Here is a 21,518-nt window from a genome sequence, read left to right as displayed (position 1 = left end):
CCGCCGTGGCCTACGATTCGATTTTCAAAGCTGATCTGTTTGCCGGCCAAAACATCATCGTCACCGGTGGCGGCAGTGGCATCGGCCGCTGCACCGCACATGAACTGGCGGCGCTCGGTGCCCATGTGCTGTTGATCGGGCGCAATGCCGACAAACTCAAATCCGTGACCGCCGAAATTGTCGAGGATGGCGGCAAGGCCGATTGGCAGACCTGCGATATTCGCGACGAAGAAGCGGTCAAGCATCTGGTCAGCGAACTGATCCGCAAGCACGGTCCGATTCATGGACTGGTCAACAATGCCGGCGGCCAATTCCCTTCGCCGCTGGCTTCGATCAATCAGAAGGGTTTCGAAACCGTGGTGCGCACCAATTTGGTGGGCGGTTTCCTGATGGCCCGGGAAGTGTTCAATCAATCCATGAGCCAACACGGCGGCGCCATCGTCAACATGCTCGCCGACATGTGGGGCGGCATGCCCGGCATGGGCCATTCGGGCGCAGCGCGTTCGGGCATGGACAACCTGACCAAGACCGCTGCGTTCGAATGGGGTTACGCCGGTGTGCGGGTCAACGCGGTGGCGCCGGGCTGGATCGCCTCAAGCGGCATGGACACTTATGAAGGCGCGTTCAAGGCGGTGATTCCGACCTTGCGCGAACACGTGCCGCTGAAACGCATCGGCACCGAATCGGAAGTCAGTGCCGCGATCGTGTTCCTGCTCAGCCCGGCAGCGGCGTTCATCAGTGGCAGCACCTTGCGCATCGACGGCGCCGCCAGCCTTGGCGGCCGGGCGTGGCCGATCCACAAGGCGACCAACAGTGAGTCGTACAACGGTTTCCACCGCGCGTACTTACCGGACGTGCTCAAGGACAAGGAATAACTCATGCCGGTCATTGAGTCGCAAGTCGACCCGTTCAGCGAACAGTTCGCCCGGAACCGCACAGCGATGCTGGCCGGTATCGAGCAGGTCCGTCAGCTCGAACAAAACCTGCTGGACAAAGCGGCCGAAGCCAAGCCCAAGTTCGACAAGCGCGGGCAATTGCTGCCCCGTGAACGTCTCAACCTGTTGCTCGACCCCGGTGCGCCGTTCCTCGAACTGGCAAGCCTGGCCGGTTACAAATTGCATGACGACAAGGACGGCAGCTCGGCGGGCGGCGGCTTGATCGCCGGGATCGGCTACGTATCCGGCGTTCGTGCCTTGGTGGTGGCGAACAACAGCGCGATCAAGGGCGGAACCATCTCCCCCAGCGGTTTGAAGAAATCCCTGCGCCTGCAACAGATCGCCATGGAAAACAAACTGCCGGTGATCACCCTCGCTGAAAGCGGTGGCGCCAACCTCAATTACGCAGCAGAGATTTTCGTCGAAGGCGCGCGCAGCTTTGCCAATCAGGCGCGGATGTCAGCCATGGGGTTGCCACAGATCACTGTGGTTCACGGCTCGGCCACGGCAGGCGGCGCGTATCAGCCGGGGTTGTCGGATTACGTGGTGGTGGTGCGCGGCAAAGCCAAGCTGTTTCTCGCCGGCCCGCCCCTTCTCAAGGCGGCCACCGGCGAGGTCGCCACCGATGAGGAACTGGGCGGTGCCGAGATGCACGCGCAAACCGCCGGCACCGCTGAATACCTGGCCGAGAACGATGCCGATGGCGTGCGTCAGGTGCGGGAGATTGTCAGCTTGTTGTCGTGGAATGATCAGTTGCAGTGGGTCCCCGAACGTCACTATCAGGAACCGCTCTACCCCATCGACGAACTGCTCGGGCTGATTCCCGATGACCCGAAAAAACCCTATGACGTGCGCGAAATCATCGCGCGAATCGCCGACGGTTCGAACTTCCTCGAATTCAAGGGTGAGTTCGATCAACAGACCGTCTGCGGTCATCTGCAGATTCAGGGTCGCGCCTGCGGGTTCATCGGCAACAACGGCCCGATCACGCCCAAAGGCGCGAGCAAGGCTGCGCAGTTCATTCAGCTGTGCGATCAGAGCCGGACGCCGTTGCTGTTCTTCCACAACACCACCGGGTTCATGGTCGGCACCGAATCCGAACAACAAGGCGTGATCAAGCACGGCGCCAAAATGATCCAGGCGGTGGCCAACGCCCGGGTGCCGAAACTGACGATCGTCGTCGGTGGCTCCTATGGCGCCGGCAACTATGCGATGTGCGGCCGCGGCCTCGACCCGCGCTTCATTTTCGCCTGGCCCAACAGCCGCACGGCGGTGATGGGCGGTGCCCAGGCCGGCAAGGTCCTGCGGATCGTCACCGAAGCCAAACAGCTCAAGGACGGTCTGGTACCTGACCCGAAAATGCTCGACATGCTGGAGCAGGTCACCGCGCAGAAACTCGACAGCCAGTCCACCGCGCTGTATGGCAGCGCCAATCTATGGGACGACGGTTTGATTGATCCCCGGGATACCCGGACGTTGCTCGGTTACGTGCTGGACATCTGTCATGAGGCGGACATGCGGCCGCTGCAAACCAACAGTTTTGGCGTGGCCCGGTTCTGAACCGGCCAGAGGAGAACAATAAAAATGATCTTCACCCAGGAACACGAAGCACTGCGCCGCACCGTTCGCCAATTCGTCGAGCACGAGATCAACCCGCACGTCGAGGAGTGGGAAAAGGCCGGGCGTTTTCCAATCCACGATCTCTTTCGCAAGGCGGGTGAGCTCGGCTTGCTGGGGATTTCCAAACCGGAAAAATTCGGCGGCATGGGGCTCGACTACAGCTATTCGATCGTCGCCGCCGAAGAGTTCGGCACCATTCATTGCGGCGGGATCCCGATGTCCATCGGCGTGCAAACCGACATGTGCACGCCAGCGCTGGCACGCTTCGGCTCCGATGAATTGCGTGAAGAATTCCTGCGGCCGGCGATTACCGGCGAACAGGTCGGTTGCATCGGCGTGTCGGAAGTCGGTGCCGGTTCCGACGTGGCCGGCTTGAAAACCACCGCCCGCAAGGACGGCGACGACTACGTGATCAACGGCAGCAAGATGTGGATCACCAACTCGCCGAGCGCCGATTTCATCTGCCTGCTGGCCAACACCTCGGACGACAAGCCGCACATCAACAAGTCGCTGATCATGGTGCCGATGAACACCCCCGGTATCAGCCTCAGTTCGCACCTCGACAAACTCGGCATGCGCAGTTCGGAAACCGCCCAGGTGTTTTTCGACAACGTGCGCGTACCTCAGCGCAATCGTATCGGTCATGAAGGTGCGGGGTTCATGATGCAGATGCTGCAATTCCAGGAGGAACGCCTGTTCGGTGCCGCGAACATGATCAAGGGCCTGGAATACTGCATCGACAGCACCATCGAGTACTGCAAGGAACGCAAAACCTTCGGCAATGCACTGATCGACAATCAGGTTATCCACTTCCGCCTCGCCGAGCTGCAGACCGAAGTCGAATGCCTGCGGGCGCTGGTCTATCAGGCTACCGAGCAATACATCAAAGGTCAGGACGTCACCCGCCTGGCGTCGATGGCCAAACTCAAGGCCGGGCGACTGGGCCGCGAAGTCAGCGACAGCTGCCTGCAATACTGGGGCGGCATGGGCTTCATGTGGGACAACCCGGTAGCCCGCGCCTACCGCGACGTGCGGCTGGTATCGATTGGCGGCGGCGCCGACGAAATCATGCTGGGGATCATCTGCAAACTCATGGGCATCCTGCCGGGGAAAAGGAAATGAGCACCCTCCCGGTTTGCCAGACGTTGTTGCTCGAACCGCATAACGGCGTGCTGCACATCACCCTCAACCGACCGGAAAGCCGCAATGCCATGAGCTTGCAGATGGTCGCCGAGTTGCGTTCGGTGCTGTCTGCAGTGCGCGATGACCGTGAGATTCGGGCCCTGGTGATCGGCGGTGCCGGCGGGCACTTCTGCGCCGGGGGTGACATCAAGGACATGGCCAATGCCCGAGCCCAGGGACCGTCGTCGTACCGTGATTTGAATCGGGCGTTTGGCGCACTGTTGCAGGAAGTACAGCACGCGCCGCAAGTGGTAATCACGGTGCTGCAAGGCGCGGTGCTCGGCGGTGGATTGGGGCTTGCGTGCGTCAGCGATGTCGCCCTGGCGGACCACCAGGCGCAATTCGGTCTGCCGGAAACCAGCCTCGGCTTGCTGCCCGCGCAGATCGCGCCGTTTGTGGTTCAGCGCATCGGTTTGACCCAGGCTCGACGGTTGGCACTGACTGCATCGCGATTTGATGGCACCCACGCCCGGCGCATGGGGCTGGTGCACTTTGTCGAGCATGACGCGCAAGCGCTGGCCGAGCGTCTCGATGAAGTCCTGGCCCATGTGTTGTGCTGCGCGCCGGGGGCGAATGCGACGACCAAAAAACTGTTGCTGGCGAGTGCCGGGCAGCCTTCGGACGCGTTGCTGGATGAAGCGGCTGATTGGTTCAGTGAGGCGGTGACCGGGGCTGAAGGGGTCGAAGGGACCATGGCTTTCGTGCAGAAGCGTAAACCGGGGTGGGCCTCCTAAAAGCATCGCGGGCAAGCCCGCTCCCACAGGGATCTCCAGCGGTCATTCATTTCTGGACACACCCGAGATCCATTGTGGGAGCGGGCTTGCCCGCGATGAGGCCATCACTTTCACCGAACAACTTGAGCGAAGACCCTGATGCCCGCCCTAAAAAAAATCCTGATCGCCAACCGCGGTGAAATCGCCTGCCGCATCCAGCGCACCGCCCAGGCCCTTGGCTACCGCACCGTCGCCGTGTTCAGCGACGCAGATGCCGACGCGCTGCACGTACAGATCGCCGACGAAGCCATCAACATCGGCCCGGCCCCGGTGCAGCAATCCTATCTGAACATCCCGGCCATCCTCGATGCCGCCCGCCGCACCGGCGCCGACGCGATCCACCCCGGCTATGGTTTCCTCTCGGAAAACGCCGGGTTCGCCCGCGCCTGCCGAGACGCCGGCTTGACCTTTATCGGCCCCAGCCCTGAAGCCATCGAACTGATGGGCAGCAAGCGCCTGTCGAAACTCGCCATGCTCGACGCCGGCGTGCCGTGCATCAAAGGCTATCAAGGCGCCGAGCAGGACGATGCGACCCTGAGCCGCGAAGCCGAACGCATCGGTTTTCCGCTGATGATCAAGGCCAGTGCCGGCGGTGGCGGACGGGGCATGCGTCTGGTGCACGAGGCCAGTGAGTTGCTGGCGCAGATCCGCACCGCACGCTCCGAGGCATTGCATGGGTTTGGCAGCGATGAGCTGATCCTCGAACAAGCGTTGATCGACCCGCGCCACGTTGAGGTTCAACTGTTCGGCGACCAACAGGGCAACTTGATCTACCTCGGCGAACGCGACTGCTCGATCCAGCGTCGCCACCAGAAAGTCATCGAGGAAGCGCCCTGCCCCGTCATGACCGCCGAATTGCGTCAGGCCATGGGCGAAGCAGCATTAAAGGCCGCTCGCGCGGTGAACTACGTCGGCGCTGGCACCGTGGAATTCCTGCTGGATGCACGCGGACAGTTTTACTTTCTGGAAATGAACACCCGGCTGCAAGTGGAACACCCGGTAACAGAACTGATCACAGGCCTCGATCTGGTGGCCTGGCAACTGCACGTCGCCGAAGGTCTGCCGTTGCCGTTGCGCCAGGAGCAGGTGCAACTCAGCGGCCATGCCATGGAAGTGCGCTTGTACGCCGAAGACCCGACCCAAACGTTTCTGCCTCAAACCGGGCGGATCGCGGCTTGGGAACCGGCATCTCAGGGCGGCGCACGGATCGATCATGGCCTGATCGAGGGGCAGCAGGTCAGCCCGTTCTACGACCCGTTGCTGGGCAAGATCATCGCCCATGGTGCCACCCGTGAAGAAGCCCGGCGCAAGTTGCTGCGGGCGGTGCAGGACAGCGTCTTGCTGGGCCTCGCCAGTAATCAGCGTCTGCTTGCCAGCCTGCTCGAACATCCGCGATTCATCAGTGGCGAGTTCAGCACCGGGTTCATTCCGACGTATTTTGCCGACCATCCCTGCCTGCATCCTTATGTACCCGACGCCGAAGAACTGGCGATTGCTGCTGCGCTGTTCTATCAGGCTTCTGCCCAGGCTCATCCCGCCGTGCTGGCCGGTTGGCGCAATAACGCCAGTGTGCCACTGCACTATCGCATCGGCCTGGAGGATCAGGACTGGCCGGTGCAATTGAACGCGGTGCCGGGCGAACCGTACCGGGTTGAAGCCGCCGGACAGGCGTTCGAACTGAGCATCATCCAGTGCGACGGACGCTGGGCCAGCCTGGAGATCGATGGTATCCGCCGGCGTCATGCCTACCGTCTCGACGCCGGGGAACTCTGGCTCTTCACCCGTCCCGGAAGTCTGCGGCTGATGGATTGCACACAGGCGCTGGTCAGCAGCGCGGCCAGCGCCAGCTCCGGCACACTCAAGGCGCCAATGGACGGCGCCATCGTCGATGTGCTGGTCACTGAAGGCAGCACGGTCAGCAAAGGCCAGCTGCTGGTGGTGCTGGAAGCCATGAAAATGGAACATCCGTTGAAATCAGGCATCGACGGCGTGCTCAAACGTTTGCAGGTCAGGGTCGGCGACCAGGTGAAAAATCGTCAGATTTTGTTGGAGGTCGAATAAGCCGCTAGGCGGATCCGCCGGGTTTGGCTACGCTCAAGCCCTATCAGGACGCGGATACCAGGAACCCTGCAATGCCTCACTGGCTGGTCATTGATCTGGAAGCCACCACCGATGAAGGGGGTTGGCCGGTTACAGAAATGGAAATCATCGAAATCGGTGCCACGCTGGTGGACCGCCAGGGTCGGGAGCTGGATCATTTCCAGCGTTTCGTGCGCCCGTTGCGCCGGCCCCTGCTCACGCCGTTTTGCCGCGAGCTGACCCGCATCACCCAGGCCAATATCGACAGCGCACAGCCGCTGACCGAGGTCTGGCCAGCCTTCGAACGCTGGCTCGGCCAACATCATTCACGCCTTGAAGGCTGGGCCAGCTGGGGCGATTACGATCGCAAGCAACTGCTGCAGGAATGGCAGAAGCTGCAACTCGACAGCGAACTGAGCCGCGTGCCGCACATGAACCTCAAACAGCGCTTTGCCAAGGCCCGACGCCTGGAACGCCCGCTGGGGCTCAACGGTGCGCTGCAGCTGGCGGGCATGCAGTTCACCGGCCAGCAGCACCGGGCGCTGGAGGATGCGCGCAATACAGCGCGTCTGTTACCACTGATTCTGCCCCTCTAGAGAGGTGACGGCGCCAAAGGCCTTGTGCATACTGGCCGGCCCTTTTTAGCCCTTTTCGAGGAATCGCCCATGTTTAAAGTCAACGAGTACTTCGACGGCACCGTCAAGTCGATCGCCTTTGGCACCGCTGAAGGTCCGGCGACCATCGGCGTCATGGCTCCGGGCGAGTACGAATTCGGCACCAGCCAGCGTGAAATCATGCACGTGGTAACCGGCGCCCTGACCGTCAAACTGCCGGACAGCACCGACTGGGAAACCTTCGAAGCCGGCAGCCAGTTCAACGTGCCAGCCAACAGCAAGTTCCAGCTGAAAGTGGCCGTCGATACCGCTTACCTGTGCGAATACCGCGGCTAAAACCCCGGGTTTTCACAGCGTAAAAAAAAATGCCCGTGTTCTTGGACACGGGCATTTTTCATTCAGGGTCGTTTATTCCAGCACCGTGACCGGCATGCCGACTTCGAGTTGGCCATTGCCATCGTTGACCAGATTCTGGCCGAACATCGCGCCGTCTTCCTGAGCACGGTACTTCTGCAAGGTTGCGAGCGGTTCACGGTCATCGCTGCGCAAACCGGTTTGCGGATCGATGGTAGTCAGAATGCAACGTGAACACGGCTTGACCACGCGGAACTCGACATCGCCGATGCGGATACGCTTCCAGCCATCCTCGGCGTACGCCTCACTGCCCTCGATGACCAGATTCGGCCGAAAGCGCAGCATTTCCAACGGGCGCCCGACGCGTTGCGAAAGATCTTCCAGAGATGCCTGCCCGATCAGCAACAACGGGAAGCCATCGGCGAACGCGACCTGGTCATCATCCTTGCCATAGCCCGCCTGAGTGGTACGCGCGCGATCCAGCGGTACTTGCACCAGGCGAGTCGGCTTGCCGATGAATTGGCTTACCCAGGCACCCGCCTCGTCACCGGCATCGGGGACGCGCAAGGTGTCGCGCCAGATGGTCACGCCACGCAGCTCAGCGTCACTGTCGGGCAAGGCGATATCGATCGGCGAACGGCCCGGAGCGCAGAGGGTCAAGCCACCGTCGGAATTCCACAATGCCGACAACTGACTCATCTGCGCCACCGCACGCTGGGTCAGGAAGCGCCCGCTGGCCTCGTCCACCAGCATCCAGCGTCGATCCCCATCCAGCCCCAGTTTGTCGAGGCTAACCTGTTGCAGGGACTCGCCCATGCCGGATTTCAACGGAAAACGATAAAGCGCGCTCAGACGCAGCATGTCCAGCTCCCTAGTGGGCAAAAAACGCCACCCTATATGAGCTTGATCGCCGAATCAAAGATTGAGAATTGAATAATGCACACCTAGTGGGAGCGAACTTGCTCGCGAAAGCGGTGGAACAGTCGACATAAATGTTGACTGTAAACCGCCTTCGCGAGCAAGCCCGCTCCCACAGTTTGACCGTGGCTAGCCTTTGAATCGTTATCAGGCAGGCACTTCGTCGAGCATCAGGCGCTGGCGCACCACGTCGACCAGTTTGTCCGGCTGGAATTTGGAGAGGAAGTTGTCGCAACCGACCTTCTTCACCATCGAGTCGTTGAAGCTGCCGGACAGCGACGTGTGCAGCACAACGTAAAGACCACGCAGACGCGGATCGTTACGGATCTCGGTGGTCAGGCGATAGCCGTCCATTTCCGGCATTTCTGCGTCGGTGAAGACCATCAGCAGCTTGTCGGTCATGTTCACGCCGGTATCGGCCCAGCCCTTGAGCATGTTCAGCGCTTTCAAGCCGTCGCTGGCGATGTGCATCTTCACGCCCAACTGGCCGAGGGTGTCGCGCAATTGCGAGAGCGCCACGTTGGAGTCGTCCACCAACAGCACTTCGCGGCCACGGGCGCGCTCCAGGACCGGATCGTCGAGCTTGTCGCGGGACACCTTGGCGTTGTACGGGACGATTTCGGCGAGGACTTTTTCGACGTCAATGATTTCCACCAGCTGATCATCGACCTTGCTGATGGCAGTCAGGTAATGCTGGCGGCCGGCGCTGGTCGGGGGCGGCAGAATAGCTTCCCAGTTCATGTTGACGATGCGGTCCACGCCACCCACCAGGAACGCCTGCACCGAGCGGTTGTATTCGGTGACGATGATCGTACTGGTCGGGCTTGGCACCAGCGGACGCATGCCGATGGCCTGAGACAGGTCAATCACCGGGAGCGTCTGACCACGCAGGTTGACTACACCGCAGACAAACGGATGGCGCTGGGGCATCAGGGTCAGCTTCGGCAGCTGCAACACTTCCTGCACCTTGAAAACGTTGATCGCGAACAATTGCCGCCCAGCCAAGCGGAACATGAGAATTTCCAGGCGATTCTCACCCACCAGTTGCGTGCGTTGGTCTACCGTGTCGAGAATGCCGGCCATCAATGACTCCTGAGCTTGTTCGGATGAATTCACTAAAGAAGGTTATCGGCTGTTTTTGCCGGACCTTGACCCCCATACAAAATGCCACGCGCAGGCATTGATGTCACATTAACATCATGCTTTACTGGACACCTCAATTCATCTGCTTCACTCCCTGCGGCGCGACAACAGTTCGCACGTTAGGTTCCCCTGTGTAAGGGATTCCCCTAGTAACAATCAGGCCCAACCTGATATTCGCAATATCCAATAGCCATTAATGTGACGCCATTCTCATTGCATGAACGGAGTCAGGCTTTTGTGTGTGATCGCAGGTCAGTGGCCATCCACCCTCTCGAATTCCCCTGCCTGCATCCGCGCCGGCCGGAGCGCGATCTCACAACGGCACTGCAACGTCGGGGCCCTGATGGTCCTGGCCGACACACACGACATTCCCTCATTTGACATGACGTTGTGGAGATAAGCATGCCGAACCATAAAGAGTGGGCCCAGCGACTCCCGGTGTTTCTGGTCGAGGCTGAAACGCTCCTGGCCAAATCCGAGGAATGCCTGAGCCATCTGCAACTGATCAGCAATGACAAGGACGCCATCGACTGCATGATGAGCACCCTCCTCAAACTGGCCAACAAGGCTGACGCCCTGGCTTTGGTCGCGGTTTCGGAGTTTTCGCTGCACATTCACGGCCTGCTGAATCATGCCCAGAATCACGTAGACCTGCATGATCAGGCATTGAGCGCGCTGAAAGACTGTTTCACATTGATGGCGTGGCAGCTCGAACTGATCGATCAAAACACCGGCCAGCTCAGCCTGGATGACAGCGAACAGACATCGCTGATCGAGGCCTTTGCCTTTCAGGTCGGACAAAGCCAGTTTCAGCCACCCGCCCACTCAAAACCGTTCAGGCTCGTTTCTTTTTCGGAACAACAGGCTTAATTTTCTGATAACTACGCGATAGCTCGTATTGTTATTGCCATGAAGCCACTCTTTAACTTGAGCACGCTCATGTCGCAATTGAATACTTCATATCTGTCAACGACAGCTCAATACAAATACCCCTCTCCTGCCGCCAAACATTTTCCATTGTGGAACTAACGTCCAAATCCATAATTTCCTGACTGTACGGACATATATACCAAACGCGACCAACGGTTTCTTAAGTGGTATTATGCCGCCCATTAGTTGACGTCAATTAATGGCAGAGTGACTCAGACAGAGACCCGTCAGTCAACATGACCGGTCTGCCCGCAGCGAACATCCATTGGCTCCATCCGCTATGTACGCCAGCCTCAAGTCAATCACCACGTGGCCACCCTCCCGAGAAAACGCGCGCCGGTTCACGCTGTTGCTGTGTACCTGCTCGGCGCTCGGCAGTCTGGCGATCTATAGCCTGTCCATACGCCTGCCACTCAGTCTGCTGCTGCTCAATATTGCGGCGCTGGCTTGCGTCCTGGTGCAGTATTGCCTCTCGCGTAAATCTATAAAGTTCGAACCACAAGAGCTGGCCGACCGATTATTGAAGGTTCAGGAAAACGAACGTCACCGGCTCAGTCGGGAACTGCATGACGATATCGGCCAGTTACTGACTGCGGCGAAACTTCAAAGTGAATGGCTCAAACGCCGAATGCCCGAAGAGCTGCAAGATCAATGCGCGACGCTCTGTGACACGCTGGAAGAAACCCTGACAAAAGTTCGTGATGTATCGGCCATTCTCAATCCCAGGCAGCTGACCAGCCTTGGGCTGGAAGCCAGTCTGCGTGCGCATTTGCTCAAGACGCTGGCTAATACGCAGGTGCACTGGAGCCTGGAGTGCCACTCACGATTGACCGGCATACCGGAAGAAATGGCCGTCGCCGCCTTTCGAATCACCCAGGAAGCGGTGACCAATATATTGCGTCATGCCGAAGCGAAAAATCTGTTGGTTCGCCTGCAACGCCAGCCTCAAGGCCTGACGCTGTTGATCAGCGATGACGGCCAGGGTTTCGCGCCGGCGACGGATCCCGGCCGTGAGGGACAACGTGGAATGGCCGGGATGTCGGAACGGATCGACCAGTTGGGCGGCACCCTGAGCGTGACCAGCGAGCCGGGCAAAGGTACTCAAATCGAAGCTCTCTTCCCGTGGGCGCCACGTGCGCTGGAACGGGCCAGTACGAATAAGGTTATGCATTGACTTGTAACTTACTTTTGGTGGATGACCACTCGCTGATCAGAGCTGGCGTGCGTGCTCTGGTACTGGATATTCCCGGTTACGCGGTAATCGGTGAGGCCAATGACGGTTCGCAGCTGCTCGAGATGGTCGAGCGACTGTCCCCGGACATCGTGCTGCTGGATATTTCCATGAAGGAAACCGGAGGCCTTGAAGCCTTGCAGCGACTCAAGCGAGTACGCCCGCAAAGCAAAGTGTTGATCCTGTCGATGCACACCGACCCGGCGCTCATCATGCAGGCACTGGAATCCGGTGCCCACGGCTACCTGCTCAAAGACACAACGGCCACCGAACTCGAACATGCGCTGGACGCCCTGCGTAACAACGAGCGCTACCTGAGCCCGGCCATTGCCCATACCGTCATCAACCAGGCGCTGACCCGAAACCAGAAGCACCAGCCGGAACCCGCCGACTCGCACAACCTGACGGCGCGCCAGCTGGAAATCCTGCGACTGATCGTTCGCGGAAAATCCACCCGGGAGATCGCCAACGGCCTGGGCCTGAGCATCAAGACGGTTGAAACCCATCGCTCGCAAATCATGAAGCGCTTGCAGATCTACGATGTGGCAGGCCTGGTCCTGTTCGCAGTGCGTGAGCAAATCATCAGCCTGGACGATTGATCGCTGCAGGAATACTCAGCAACGGCGAATGCTCGGGCAAATGCACCCGCAGTGCCGCCGGGCGCGCCGAGAAGCGCAGGCTTTCACCTTCCAGCGGTTCGCCATCAAGGTTGATGTAGAGGCCTTCCGAGACCTTGATCTCGACCCATGGCAAGCGAGCGCGCACAAACATGTTGTCGATGCCGAAACCATCGGTAAGCAAGCTTTTCAACGTACCCACCACTTCCTGCGGCGCAGGCAGAATGCTGATATCCAGCAGACCGTCGTCTGCCAGTGCGTGCGGGCACAGCACATGACCACCGCCCGCCTGGCGTCCATTGCCGATGCCCAATGCCAGAAGCTCGCCACTCCACTGAAAGTCCGGGCCATGCAGCTCACCATAAGCCGCATGCAATTCACTGAAGCGTGATAAACCGGTGAACAGATAAGCCGCGCCGCCCAGTACTTTTTTCAAGTCTTCCGAGGTGTTCGCCGTCACCTGGCTACCGAAGCCGCCCGTGGCCATGTTCAGGAACACCTGTCCACCGACCTCGCCCAAATCGATGGCATGCGGTTCAGCGTCCAGAAGATTCAAGGCCTGAGCGGGTTCCAGAGGTACACCCGCGGCGCGGGCGAAATCGTTGGCGGTTCCCAATGGCATCAGCACCAGACTGGCCTGCGTCGAATGCGCGGCCATGGCCTCGGCAATATCGCGCAACGTCCCGTCACCACCGCCGGCGATGATCTGCGTGTGGCCTGCCGCCAACGCTTCGTCTACCAACCGCTGTGCGTCGCCGGCCTCCCAGGTCAGTCGGACAGCCAACTCCCACCCTTGTGCGCGCCGTTCTTCGACGGCAGCCCGGACTTCCTCGTTGAGCGCCTGCTTGCCGTGCAGAATCAACAGTGCCTTGCGTTCGCCCATTGTGGTCACTCCCATGATTGAATCCCGTATGGGAAATGTGACCCCGTTGCACCCCATAAAAGTCGCAAAAAAATGAATTATTTCAAGCCGAGCGGTATTGAGGTCCTACAAGGCGGGATTTTTTCTTACAAAACGTGAGGAATCGGCTCAATTGACCCCCAACGCCGATTAGTACAACTTGGCGGTACGTTTATCCGTCATCAGCAGGAACTACAGGGACGTATCATGCAAAACCTTGACATCAGGTTGCCGGTGACTTCGGTCACTCCGCTCGCAGACAGGCGGGCCAGCTATCAAGTCGAATTCAAATGCGCAAAACCCAATGGAGAAGTTGAAATGGAACCTCGTGTCGCTGAACTGGAAACACACCTCAAATATATCCGCAGAGACATGGAAGAAGTCCGGGGTGACGTCAAGTCCATCAAACACAGGCTCGCCTACTCCGCCGGCGGAACAGCTGTGGTTCTGGGGCTTCTGGGGTGGATCGCCAACAGCCGTTTCGACCAGTTGGTGGCACTTCTCGCTCGATAGGAAGACGCCAGGAATGCAAAACCCGGTTCAATGAACCGGGTTTGTGTGACAGGTGTGCGGCAGGGGTCAGCCCAGGACTTCACTCAGCGGGATGAAGCCGACGCTGTCACCTTCCACCAATGTGCGATCTTCCCCCACTTCGACCAGACCATCGGCCCACGCGGCGCTACGCAGCACACCCGAACTCTGATTCTTGTAAATGATTGCCCGGCCGTTCTCCAGACGTCCTCGCAAATACTCGCGTCGATTGCCGGCCTTGGGCCAGACAAACCCTGCAGGCACCTGCACCTTCAAGGGTTCGACATCTTTTACCCCCTGACGGCGCAAGAGATAAGGTCTCGCCAACAAGGCAAAGGTCACCAGCGTCGACGCCGGATTACCGGGTAACCCGATCACCGGAACCCCGCGAAAATGCCCGAACGTCAGCGGCTTGCCCGGTTTGATCGCGAGTTTCCACAACGTGAGCTCCCCCTCTTCCCGCAGGGCAATGCCCAGAAAATCGGCTTCACCTACCGATACGCCACCGGTCGACAGTATCAAGTCGACATCCTTCAACTCGCCGAGGCGAGCACGAGTCGTCTCAAGGTTATCCGGAAGAATACCGGCGTCGATCACTTCACAGCCCAAGCGCTGCAACCAGCTGCAGAGCAACACTCGGTTGCTGTTGTAGATCTGGCCTGGCCCCAGTGCCTGACCCGGTTCAACCAGTTCATCGCCGGTGGAGATTACCGCAACGCGCACCTTGCGAATCACCTCCAGCTCGGCGCATCCCAGTGATGCAGCGAGCCCCTGCTCGATCGGTCCAAGGCGTGTGCCCGCAGGCAGAATCAACTCACCGACGGTGGTTTCCTGACCTTGTGGACGGATGTTCTGCCCTGACGTGAGGACCTCGAGAAAACGCACTCGCTCATCCGTCAGGACCTCGGCGTTTTCCTGCATCTCGACGCAGTCGGCACCCGCAGGCACCGGCGCACCAGTGAAGATTCGCGCGCAGGTGCCTGGCTTTAGAGGCTCCGGAGCGGCACCTGCAAAAATCTTCTGGCTGACGGACAACGGCTCCCCCGTCCAGTCGGCCATGCGCAGAGCGTATCCGTCCATCGCACTGTTGGGCCACGGCGGCAAATCAAGGGTCGAGACCAGGTCAGCAGCCAACACACGACCTTGAGCCTGCGCCAACGGCAGGCGTTCACGCTCGGCAATCGGCGTGGCTTCGGCCATGTCCAGCAAGCGCGCCAGTGCCACCTCGACGGCCATCAGGCTGCCTGTCTTGCCTGGCTTACCCGCGGGATTCACAGGGTGCCGCCTGTTTCAGATGAGCGACGAAATTGCACGGGCGGTGCCGGGAATCCAGTTGTTCGGCAAGAATGCCATCCCACCCGGTGCGCACGGCGTTGGTGGAGCCCGGCAAACAGCACACCAGCGTGCCGTTGGCGAGACCGGCCAGCGCACGGGATTGCACAGTGGAGGTGCCAATATCCGCCACCGAAATCTGGCGGAACAGCTCACCAAAGCCGTCGACCTGCTTGTCCAGCAGGCAGCTCACCGCTTCAGGGGTGCTGTCGCGCCCCGTGAAACCGGTGCCACCGGTGATCAAGACCACCTGCACGACATCGTCGGCAATCCAGTTGGCAACTTGCGCGCGAATTTTGTAGAGGTCATCTTTAAGCAGAACCCGGAAGGCCAGGTTATGGCCCGCAGCACTCAAGCGGTCAACAAAGAGCTGGCCTGATGTGTCGGTTTCCAGGGTACGGGTATCGCTGACCGTCAGCACCGCGATGTTGAGCGGCGCGAAAGGTACATCAGCCTTGGCTTTCATAGGCTCGTCCAGTTGTAGGAGAAACAGCCCGGTGTTATATCACAGCGCCCCTTTTTTTTGCCGCCCCCATGGAGACCAGCCATGACCTTGAATACACAGTTGTCGCCCTGCTCCATTCTGCTCCTGGCAGGTGGTCGCGGCCAACGTATGGGTGGTCAGGACAAAGGATTGATCGAGTGGCAGGGTGAGCCACTGATTGCGCATCTCCATCGCAAAACCCGACCGCTGAGCGACGACCTGATCATCTCCTGCAACAGAAACCTGGAAAAGTACGCGCCCTACGCCGACCAGTTGGTCCATGACGATGAAGGTGACTTCCCGGGGCCCTTGGCCGGTATTCGTGCAGGCCTGAAGGCCGCTCGCCATGAGCATCTGATGGTATTGCCGTGCGATGTACCACGCATCGATGCTGCGCTGCTCAACAGCATGCGCGAATCGGCCAGCCAGCACCCGGACAAACCCACGATGTTGCGTCATGGGGAGCACTGGGAACCTTTGCTCTGCATCATCCCCGTAGCCTTGAGCCAAGCGTTCGAAAAGGCCTGGCAGGAAGGCGAACGCAGCCCGGGCCGCCTCATGCGAAAACTGGGCGCAATTGCCCTGCAATGCCCTGACAACGATCCCCGCCTGGCCAACCTCAATACCCCGGAGTTGCTGAGTGCCCACAACAACGTGTCAGATTGACACTAGCCACGGAACTTGCACGCGTTGTATACGTCTCACGCTCAGTAACCAAAGAATTCCAATTCGGAGACACACCCATGACACAACGGACCCTCGCCACTTTCATGCTCGCACTGGGCCTCGCGACCCTTGCAGGTTGCTCATCGCCTGCTGTGATCACATTGAATGACGGTCGCGAAATCCAGGCCGTCGACACGCCAAAATACGACGACGACGCTGGTTTCTACGAGTTCGAGCAATTGGACGGCAAGAAAACCCGCGTCAACAAGGATCAGGTTCGTACCGTCAAAGAGCTGTAATCCTTGCGGTGATACCGGATACAGAAAAGCCCGCTTTACGCGGGCTTTTTCATGGCTGAAAAACGACCATCACCATTGCAGGGTGATGGTGCTTTCGAAGTCTCTTTGCTCACCGGTAACCGGGTCCACAAATCGCAGCCCCTGTGCCAGAAGCTTCAACGGGTTGGCATAGTCGTCTTCGACATCCTTGAGCACGTGCGGATAGAACGGGTCATTGCAAATGCTGGCGCCCAGCGCCGTCATGTGTACCCGCAACTGATGCTTCTTGCCCGTCACCGGGTAAAGCCCGTAGCGCCAGAGATCACCGTTCTTCTCCCTGACTTCGACAGCCGTCTCGGTATTGCTGACACCCGGTCCTTCCTGCATGCGGAAGAAAGGCTCGCCATCGATGAGCCGACTCTTGTGAACCAAGGGAAAGACCCTTTCAGGCAATGCCTTGGCAATGGCTTCGTAGCGTTTATCGATCTGCCGCGTGGGAAACAACGACTGGTAGACGGAACGGCTCTGAGGGTTGGCAGAGAACAGCACCAGCCCCGCCGTATGCCGGTCGATGCGATGCAAAGGCACCAGATGCGGGTTATCGAGTCGGCGAATCAACCGCCGCAGCAATGTCTGCTCTACATATTCGCCCGCCGGCGTCACTGGCAGAAAGTGCGGCTTGTCTGCCACCACCAGATGTTCATCCGCATACAGAATCGACTCGATCACAGGGATCGGCTTTTCGTCCGGCACTTCCCGAAAATAGTGAATCCGCAGACCTTCCTTGTAGGCAAGATCAAGGGCGATTGGCACGCCATGCCCGTCCAGCACACGGCCACGAGCAATTCTGTCCAGCCATTGTTCACGACCGATGGCGCCAAAGTGTTCACACAGGCAATCGAGCACGGTCTGCCACGGCCCTGGCGGCAAGTAGAGTGTGCTGGCCTGGTTGTGCGCAGCAGAAAAAGATGAAGTGGACATACGAAGCTCTGACTCTCGACACAGGGCGGCATTATCCAGCAGTGGCCGGAACGAACCTAGAAGAGAATCCTCAGGCCGGAATCGACTGCGAGCGCGCCGCCGCTTCGGTGAACTCCTTGAGCCAGCGCAACACATCGACCGCTTCCCAGCGCCCCGGATCATAAAGTGCGTACAACAACCCCTGATAACCCACGACATCCAGCTGCCGGTGATAGCCCGCACGTTGGAAAAGTGCCTCGATTTCGGCGAAACAGGTATTGAAATGCAGCTTGTTGAACGGGGTTTTCCCTTCCGTGACCAGACCATCCAGTTGCAACTCGAGGACGGCTTCACGCACCACGTCCACCGACATCCGGTTAACGCTGTTCTTCAATTGTTCTACATTGACCACGACTCACCCCTCTCACGCCCGGCTTGCCCCTATCCGATTAACGGAAACTGCAAGGGCAGGCTTCTGAATAACTGTATGCGCATACAGTACCCGAACACGAAGACTTAAGCCAAGGGATCAATCGTAAAGCTCGACCGCCGGGAAGATTGTTGTAAAACCCGATCAGCGCAGGAAGCTCACCACCTGATCGGCACTGAACGGCCAGTCCAGCTCAGCACCGGTATCGATTCGGCGTAATACCGGAATACGCAGGCTGTAGGCTTCGAACCATGTTTCGTCGTCAGCGATATCTACCAACTCCACCAGCAGGCCGCGTTCGACGAACTCCATCAGCATGGCTTCCGCCACTTCACAGAGGTGGCACCCAAGGGTGCCGAACAGCTGACATTCAGGAAGCATGAGCGCTCAACCGAAAAATTAAGTGATTATTCTAGGCTTGCCCCGAAAAACCGTCGAGCCATTGAATCGTCGGCTGGGGCATGATCGGAGCGGCTGCGGTAAAACCCTGATGCACATCAATCGCCCGAAATGTCTTTTACGTGATGCTCTCGGCTTTTTTGCCTCTACGCTAGAGTAGCCAGCGCCTGTCATTGGAGTTTTCGTGTTCGCCAACCTGTTGATCATTCTCGCCTCCTCCCTGGTGGTGATTGCACTGTTCCAGCGCCTGCGCCTGCCGCCGGTGCTGGGTTACCTGTGCGTGGGGCTGATGATCGGCCCCACGGCATTCAACTGGATCAATGAAAGCGAAGAGTTGCCCGACCTCGCCGAACTCGGGGTGGTGTTCCTGCTGTTCACCCTCGGGCTCGAGTTTTCCCTGTCGAAAATGCTCGAATTGCGCAAAGTGGTGTTCAGGCTCGGCAGCCAGCAAGTGGTGATCACCGCGATACTGCTGGGGAGTTTGCTGATGCTGTTCGGCATGTCGGCGACGCCCGCGCTGCTGCTCGGAGCCGGTCTATCGTTATCTTCTACAGCCATTGTCAGCAAGGAACTCGGGAGTCTCGGCGAGATTTTCAGCAGCCACGGCCAGAACGCCATCGCCGTATTGCTGTTCCAGGATATCGTGGCAGTGTTGCTGTTGACGCTGGTGCCGGTGTTCGCCGGCAACAGCGATCAGGTCTGGTACTGGGCGTTACCACTGACGCTCGGCAAGACCGTCGTGCTCTTCGTCGGCCTGCTGATGGCCAGTCGCTGGTTTCTGCCACGGCTATTTCATGAAGTGGCGGCCGCCCGCTCTGCAGAATTGTTTGTACTGTTGGCACTGGTGATTGTTTTGCTGACGGCCTGGCTCACTCACCTGCTCGGACTCTCCCCTGCCCTGGGTGCCTTTCTCGCCGGCATGTTGCTGGGAGAAAGCCACTACCGCCATCAGATCGAAGCCGACATCCGCCCGTTTCGCGACATTCTGCTCGGGGTGTTCTTCGTCAGCATTGGCATGCTCATCGATTTGCAGCTGTTCCTCAATCACGGCTTGCTGATCCTCGGTCTGACCGCTGGGTTGCTGCTGATCAAGGGGTGCGTGGTCGCGCTGCTGGTCAAATGGCGCGGCAGTGATGTTGAAACTGCCTGGCGCAGCGGACTGGCACTGGCCCAGGGCGGCGAGTTCTGCTTCGCGTTGATGGCCCTGATGCAACAGAACAGAATGATGCCCGCCGACCTCGGCGGGTTGCTGCTGGCCGCGACCTTCTGCTCGATGCTACTGACGCCGCTATTGCTGCGCGCGGCGCCCCGCATCGCGACACGCCTGCACCGCAAGCCCAACGAAGAAGCCAAACTCGAGAAAATAAGCACGCTAAACGCCGGTTTGCACAGCCACGTGGTGATCTGTGGCTACGGTCGCGTGGGTCAGTCGATCGGGCGAGCGCTGCGCAATGCGCTGCAGCCCTATATCGCGCTGGACACCGATCCGGTGCGTGTCCAGGAAGCCGCTGTGGGTGAAACCTGTGTGCACTATGGCGATTCACGGCGCGGTGAGCTGCTGCTGGCGGTAGGGCTGGCACGCGCCAGGCTACTGGTGATTGCCGTGGACCAGGCCGATATCGCGTTACTGATTCTCAAGGAGGCGCGCCTATTGAATTCGACCGTTCCAATCCTGGTACGCACTCGGGACGACAGCCAACTGGCCGAGTTGAAAGCAGCCGGCGCCAGCGAAGTCGTGCCCGAGTTACTGGAGTCGAGCCTGATGCTCGCCTCCCACGCGTTGATCATGCTGGGTCTACCCGCACATCAGGTCCAGGAGCGGGCTAACCAGATACGGCGTGACCGCTATCGCTTGCTACACGGCTTTTATCCCGGCGCCAACGATGAAGAGAACTGACTCAATCCTGGCTCACGGCGCCGATCTTGTGCACCGACAGGTCTGCGCCGTAATACTCTTCTTCCTGGCTCAGGCGCAGGCCATGAAGCGCCTTGATCACGCCATACACCGCGAAACCACCGGCCAGCGCTACGACCACTCCCAGCGTGGTGCCGATCAACTGGCTGATCAGGCTTACACCGCCCAGACCACCCAAGGCACTTTGGCCAAAGATGCCGCAAGCGACTCCGCCCCAGACACCGCACAGGCCATGCAATGGCCAGACACCCAATACGTCATCGATGTGCCATTTGCCTTGGGCCGCAGTAAAGCACCAGACAAACAGCGCCCCGGCGATGGCGCCTGTCGCCAGCGCTCCTACCGGGTGCATCAGATCGGAACCGGCGCAGATTGCCACCAGCCCGGCCAGCGGGCCGTTATGCAGAAAGCCCGGGTCATTGCGCCCGACGATCAGCGCCGCCACAGTGCCGCCGACCATGGCCATCAGCGAGTTCACCGCCACCAGCCCGCTGACCCCTTGCAAGGTTTGCGCGCTCATCACGTTGAAACCGAACCAGCCAACGATCAGGATCCACGACCCCAACGCCAGAAACGGGATGCTCGAGGGTGCAAACGCCACCAGTCTTCCGTCGCGATAGCGACCTTGTCTTGGACCGAGCAACACCACCGCCGCCAGCGCCAGCCACCCGCCCATGGCGTGAACCACCACGGAGCCGGCGAAATCATGGAAACTGGCGCCAAAGCGCTCCAGCAACCAGGCTTGCAGGCCATAGTTACCGTTCCAGATCATGCCCTCGAAAAACGGATAGATGAACGCCACGATCAGCGCCGTCGCACACAACTGTGGTACGAACCGCGCACGCTCGGCGATGCCGCCGGAAATGATCGCGGGTATCGCCGCCGCGAACGTCAGCAGAAAGAAAAACTTCACCAGGCCATAACCATGATCGGCATTGATCACCGCCGCCGGTTGCAGGAAGGTCACTCCGTAGGAAATCCAATAGCCTATAAAGAAATAGGCCAGGGTCGAAATGGCGAAGTCGCTGAGGATCTTCGACAAGGCGTTGACCTGATTCTTCTGTCGAACCGTACCGACTTCGAGAAAGGCAAAACCGGCATGCATGGCCAAAACCATGACAGCACCAATCAAGATGAACAACGTGTTGGAGCTATGGACCAGACTGTCCACAGCGCTTTGCAGATTTTCCATGGTGTTGGCAGACCTGAAGGCTAAAAAAGCACCA

General features: G+C 59.3%; 23 protein-coding genes. 14 read left to right on the top strand and 9 right to left on the bottom strand.

Annotated features, from left to right (window positions below):
• The first annotated feature begins 5 nt into the window (after positions 1-5).
• The 7 genes from PMI01S_RS17045 to ppnP all read left to right on the top strand — a co-directional run bounded on the left by PMI01S_RS17045 (position 6) and on the right by ppnP (position 7,539).
• Positions 6-875: an SDR family oxidoreductase gene (locus tag PMI01S_RS17045; protein ID WP_084321148.1), complete on the top strand. Its 870-nt coding sequence runs from the start codon at positions 6-8 to the stop codon at positions 873-875.
• Positions 876-878: 3 nt separating this feature from the next.
• Positions 879-2,495, top strand: a complete 1,617-nt coding sequence (gene atuC / locus PMI01S_RS17040; protein ID WP_084321147.1) for a geranyl-CoA carboxylase subunit beta — start codon at positions 879-881, stop codon at positions 2,493-2,495.
• Positions 2,496-2,519: 24 nt separating this feature from the next.
• Positions 2,520-3,677, top strand: a complete 1,158-nt coding sequence (gene atuD, locus PMI01S_RS17035) for a citronellyl-CoA dehydrogenase (RefSeq protein WP_084321146.1) — start codon at positions 2,520-2,522, stop codon at positions 3,675-3,677.
• Positions 3,674-4,471 carry an enoyl-CoA hydratase/isomerase family protein gene (locus tag PMI01S_RS17030; RefSeq protein ID WP_084321145.1) on the top strand — a complete coding sequence of 266 codons (798 nt, stop codon included), beginning with the start codon at positions 3,674-3,676 and terminating at the stop codon, positions 4,469-4,471. The genes atuD and PMI01S_RS17030 overlap by 4 nt, the downstream gene beginning before the upstream one ends.
• A 138-nt stretch (positions 4,472-4,609) precedes the next feature.
• Complete coding sequence (locus tag PMI01S_RS17025) at positions 4,610-6,571, top strand: acetyl/propionyl/methylcrotonyl-CoA carboxylase subunit alpha (protein WP_084321144.1); 1,962 nt, start codon at positions 4,610-4,612, stop codon at positions 6,569-6,571.
• A 71-nt stretch (positions 6,572-6,642) separates the two neighbouring features.
• Positions 6,643-7,185, top strand: a complete 543-nt coding sequence (locus tag PMI01S_RS17020) for a 3'-5' exonuclease (RefSeq protein WP_084321143.1) — start codon at positions 6,643-6,645, stop codon at positions 7,183-7,185.
• 69 nt (positions 7,186-7,254) lie between these two features.
• Positions 7,255-7,539, top strand: coding sequence for a pyrimidine/purine nucleoside phosphorylase (ppnP, locus tag PMI01S_RS17015; RefSeq protein ID WP_017339983.1), 285 nt, complete (start codon positions 7,255-7,257; stop codon positions 7,537-7,539).
• Between the two features lie 72 nt (positions 7,540-7,611).
• Here ppnP and PMI01S_RS17010 read toward each other — a convergent pair whose 3' ends face one another.
• Entirely contained in the window at positions 7,612-8,418 is an 807-nt protein-coding gene (locus PMI01S_RS17010; RefSeq protein ID WP_084321142.1) for an MOSC domain-containing protein, read from the bottom strand.
• 204 nt (positions 8,419-8,622) lie between these two features.
• A complete protein-coding gene (locus tag PMI01S_RS17005; RefSeq protein WP_084321141.1) occupies positions 8,623-9,558 on the bottom strand; it encodes a chemotaxis protein CheV in 936 nt (311 codons plus the stop codon).
• Positions 9,559-10,020: 462 nt separating this feature from the next.
• On the opposite strand from PMI01S_RS17005, the gene PMI01S_RS17000 reads away from it, so the two are divergent.
• The 3 genes from PMI01S_RS17000 to PMI01S_RS16990 all read left to right on the top strand — a co-directional run bounded on the left by PMI01S_RS17000 (position 10,021) and on the right by PMI01S_RS16990 (position 12,378).
• Complete coding sequence (locus PMI01S_RS17000) at positions 10,021-10,488, top strand: hypothetical protein (RefSeq protein ID WP_084321140.1); 468 nt, start codon at positions 10,021-10,023, stop codon at positions 10,486-10,488.
• 340 nt (positions 10,489-10,828) lie between these two features.
• Positions 10,829-11,722: a sensor histidine kinase gene (locus PMI01S_RS16995; RefSeq protein WP_084321139.1), complete on the top strand. Its 894-nt coding sequence runs from the start codon at positions 10,829-10,831 to the stop codon at positions 11,720-11,722.
• Entirely contained in the window at positions 11,719-12,378 is a 660-nt protein-coding gene (locus PMI01S_RS16990) for a response regulator (RefSeq protein ID WP_084321138.1), read from the top strand. Before PMI01S_RS16995 ends, PMI01S_RS16990 begins: the two co-directional genes overlap by 4 nt.
• Here the strand turns inward: PMI01S_RS16990 and yegS are convergent.
• Positions 12,362-13,279: a lipid kinase YegS gene (gene yegS, locus PMI01S_RS16985; RefSeq protein ID WP_084321137.1), complete on the bottom strand. Its 918-nt coding sequence runs from the start codon at positions 13,277-13,279 to the stop codon at positions 12,362-12,364. The genes PMI01S_RS16990 and yegS overlap by 17 nt on opposite strands.
• A 225-nt stretch (positions 13,280-13,504) precedes the next feature.
• Between yegS and PMI01S_RS16980 the strand changes: the two genes are divergently transcribed.
• On the top strand, positions 13,505-13,810 hold the full coding sequence (locus PMI01S_RS16980; RefSeq protein ID WP_084321136.1) for a hypothetical protein: 306 nt from the start codon (positions 13,505-13,507) through the stop codon (positions 13,808-13,810).
• 66 nt (positions 13,811-13,876) lie between these two features.
• Here the strand turns inward: PMI01S_RS16980 and PMI01S_RS16975 are convergent, their stop codons facing one another.
• Together PMI01S_RS16975 and moaB are read right to left on the bottom strand one after the other, a co-directional pair.
• Positions 13,877-15,064, bottom strand: coding sequence for a molybdopterin molybdotransferase MoeA (locus PMI01S_RS16975; RefSeq protein WP_167362963.1), 1,188 nt, complete (start codon positions 15,062-15,064; stop codon positions 13,877-13,879).
• 22 nt (positions 15,065-15,086) lie between these two features.
• Positions 15,087-15,626, bottom strand: a complete 540-nt coding sequence (gene moaB, locus PMI01S_RS16970; protein WP_084321134.1) for a molybdenum cofactor biosynthesis protein B — start codon at positions 15,624-15,626, stop codon at positions 15,087-15,089.
• Positions 15,627-15,707: 81 nt separating this feature from the next.
• On the opposite strand from moaB, the gene mobA reads away from it, so the two are divergent.
• Both mobA and PMI01S_RS16960 read left to right on the top strand, forming a co-directional pair.
• Positions 15,708-16,310, top strand: a complete 603-nt coding sequence (gene mobA / locus PMI01S_RS16965) for a molybdenum cofactor guanylyltransferase MobA (RefSeq protein WP_084321133.1) — start codon at positions 15,708-15,710, stop codon at positions 16,308-16,310.
• Positions 16,311-16,387: 77 nt separating this feature from the next.
• Positions 16,388-16,609, top strand: coding sequence for a YgdI/YgdR family lipoprotein (locus PMI01S_RS16960; protein WP_084321132.1), 222 nt, complete (start codon positions 16,388-16,390; stop codon positions 16,607-16,609).
• Between the two features lie 69 nt (positions 16,610-16,678).
• On the opposite strand, the gene PMI01S_RS16955 is transcribed toward PMI01S_RS16960, so the two are convergent.
• The 3 genes from PMI01S_RS16955 to PMI01S_RS16945 form a co-directional block, all read right to left on the bottom strand.
• Complete coding sequence (locus PMI01S_RS16955; protein WP_084321131.1) at positions 16,679-17,569, bottom strand: pseudouridine synthase; 891 nt, start codon at positions 17,567-17,569, stop codon at positions 16,679-16,681.
• Between the two features lie 70 nt (positions 17,570-17,639).
• Positions 17,640-17,960, bottom strand: a complete 321-nt coding sequence (locus tag PMI01S_RS16950; RefSeq protein WP_017339996.1) for a transcriptional regulator — start codon at positions 17,958-17,960, stop codon at positions 17,640-17,642.
• A gap of 162 nt (positions 17,961-18,122) precedes the next feature.
• A complete protein-coding gene (locus tag PMI01S_RS16945) occupies positions 18,123-18,359 on the bottom strand; it encodes a glutaredoxin family protein (protein WP_084321130.1) in 237 nt (78 codons plus the stop codon).
• Between the two features lie 202 nt (positions 18,360-18,561).
• On the opposite strand from PMI01S_RS16945, the gene PMI01S_RS16940 reads away from it, so the two are divergent.
• Positions 18,562-20,274: a cation:proton antiporter gene (locus PMI01S_RS16940; protein ID WP_084321129.1), complete on the top strand. Its 1,713-nt coding sequence runs from the start codon at positions 18,562-18,564 to the stop codon at positions 20,272-20,274.
• Position 20,275: 1 nt separating this feature from the next.
• On the opposite strand, the gene PMI01S_RS16935 is transcribed toward PMI01S_RS16940, so the two are convergent.
• Positions 20,276-21,484, bottom strand: a complete 1,209-nt coding sequence (locus PMI01S_RS16935; RefSeq protein WP_084321128.1) for an ammonium transporter — start codon at positions 21,482-21,484, stop codon at positions 20,276-20,278.
• Between the last annotated feature and the right edge of the window lie 34 nt (positions 21,485-21,518).

This window comes from Pseudomonas migulae NBRC 103157 (assembly GCF_002091715.1).
GTDB lineage: Bacteria > Pseudomonadota > Gammaproteobacteria > Pseudomonadales > Pseudomonadaceae > Aquipseudomonas > Aquipseudomonas migulae_A.
Note: the sequence above shows the minus strand (reverse complement) of the source record. Positions and strands in the feature narration are given on the sequence as shown.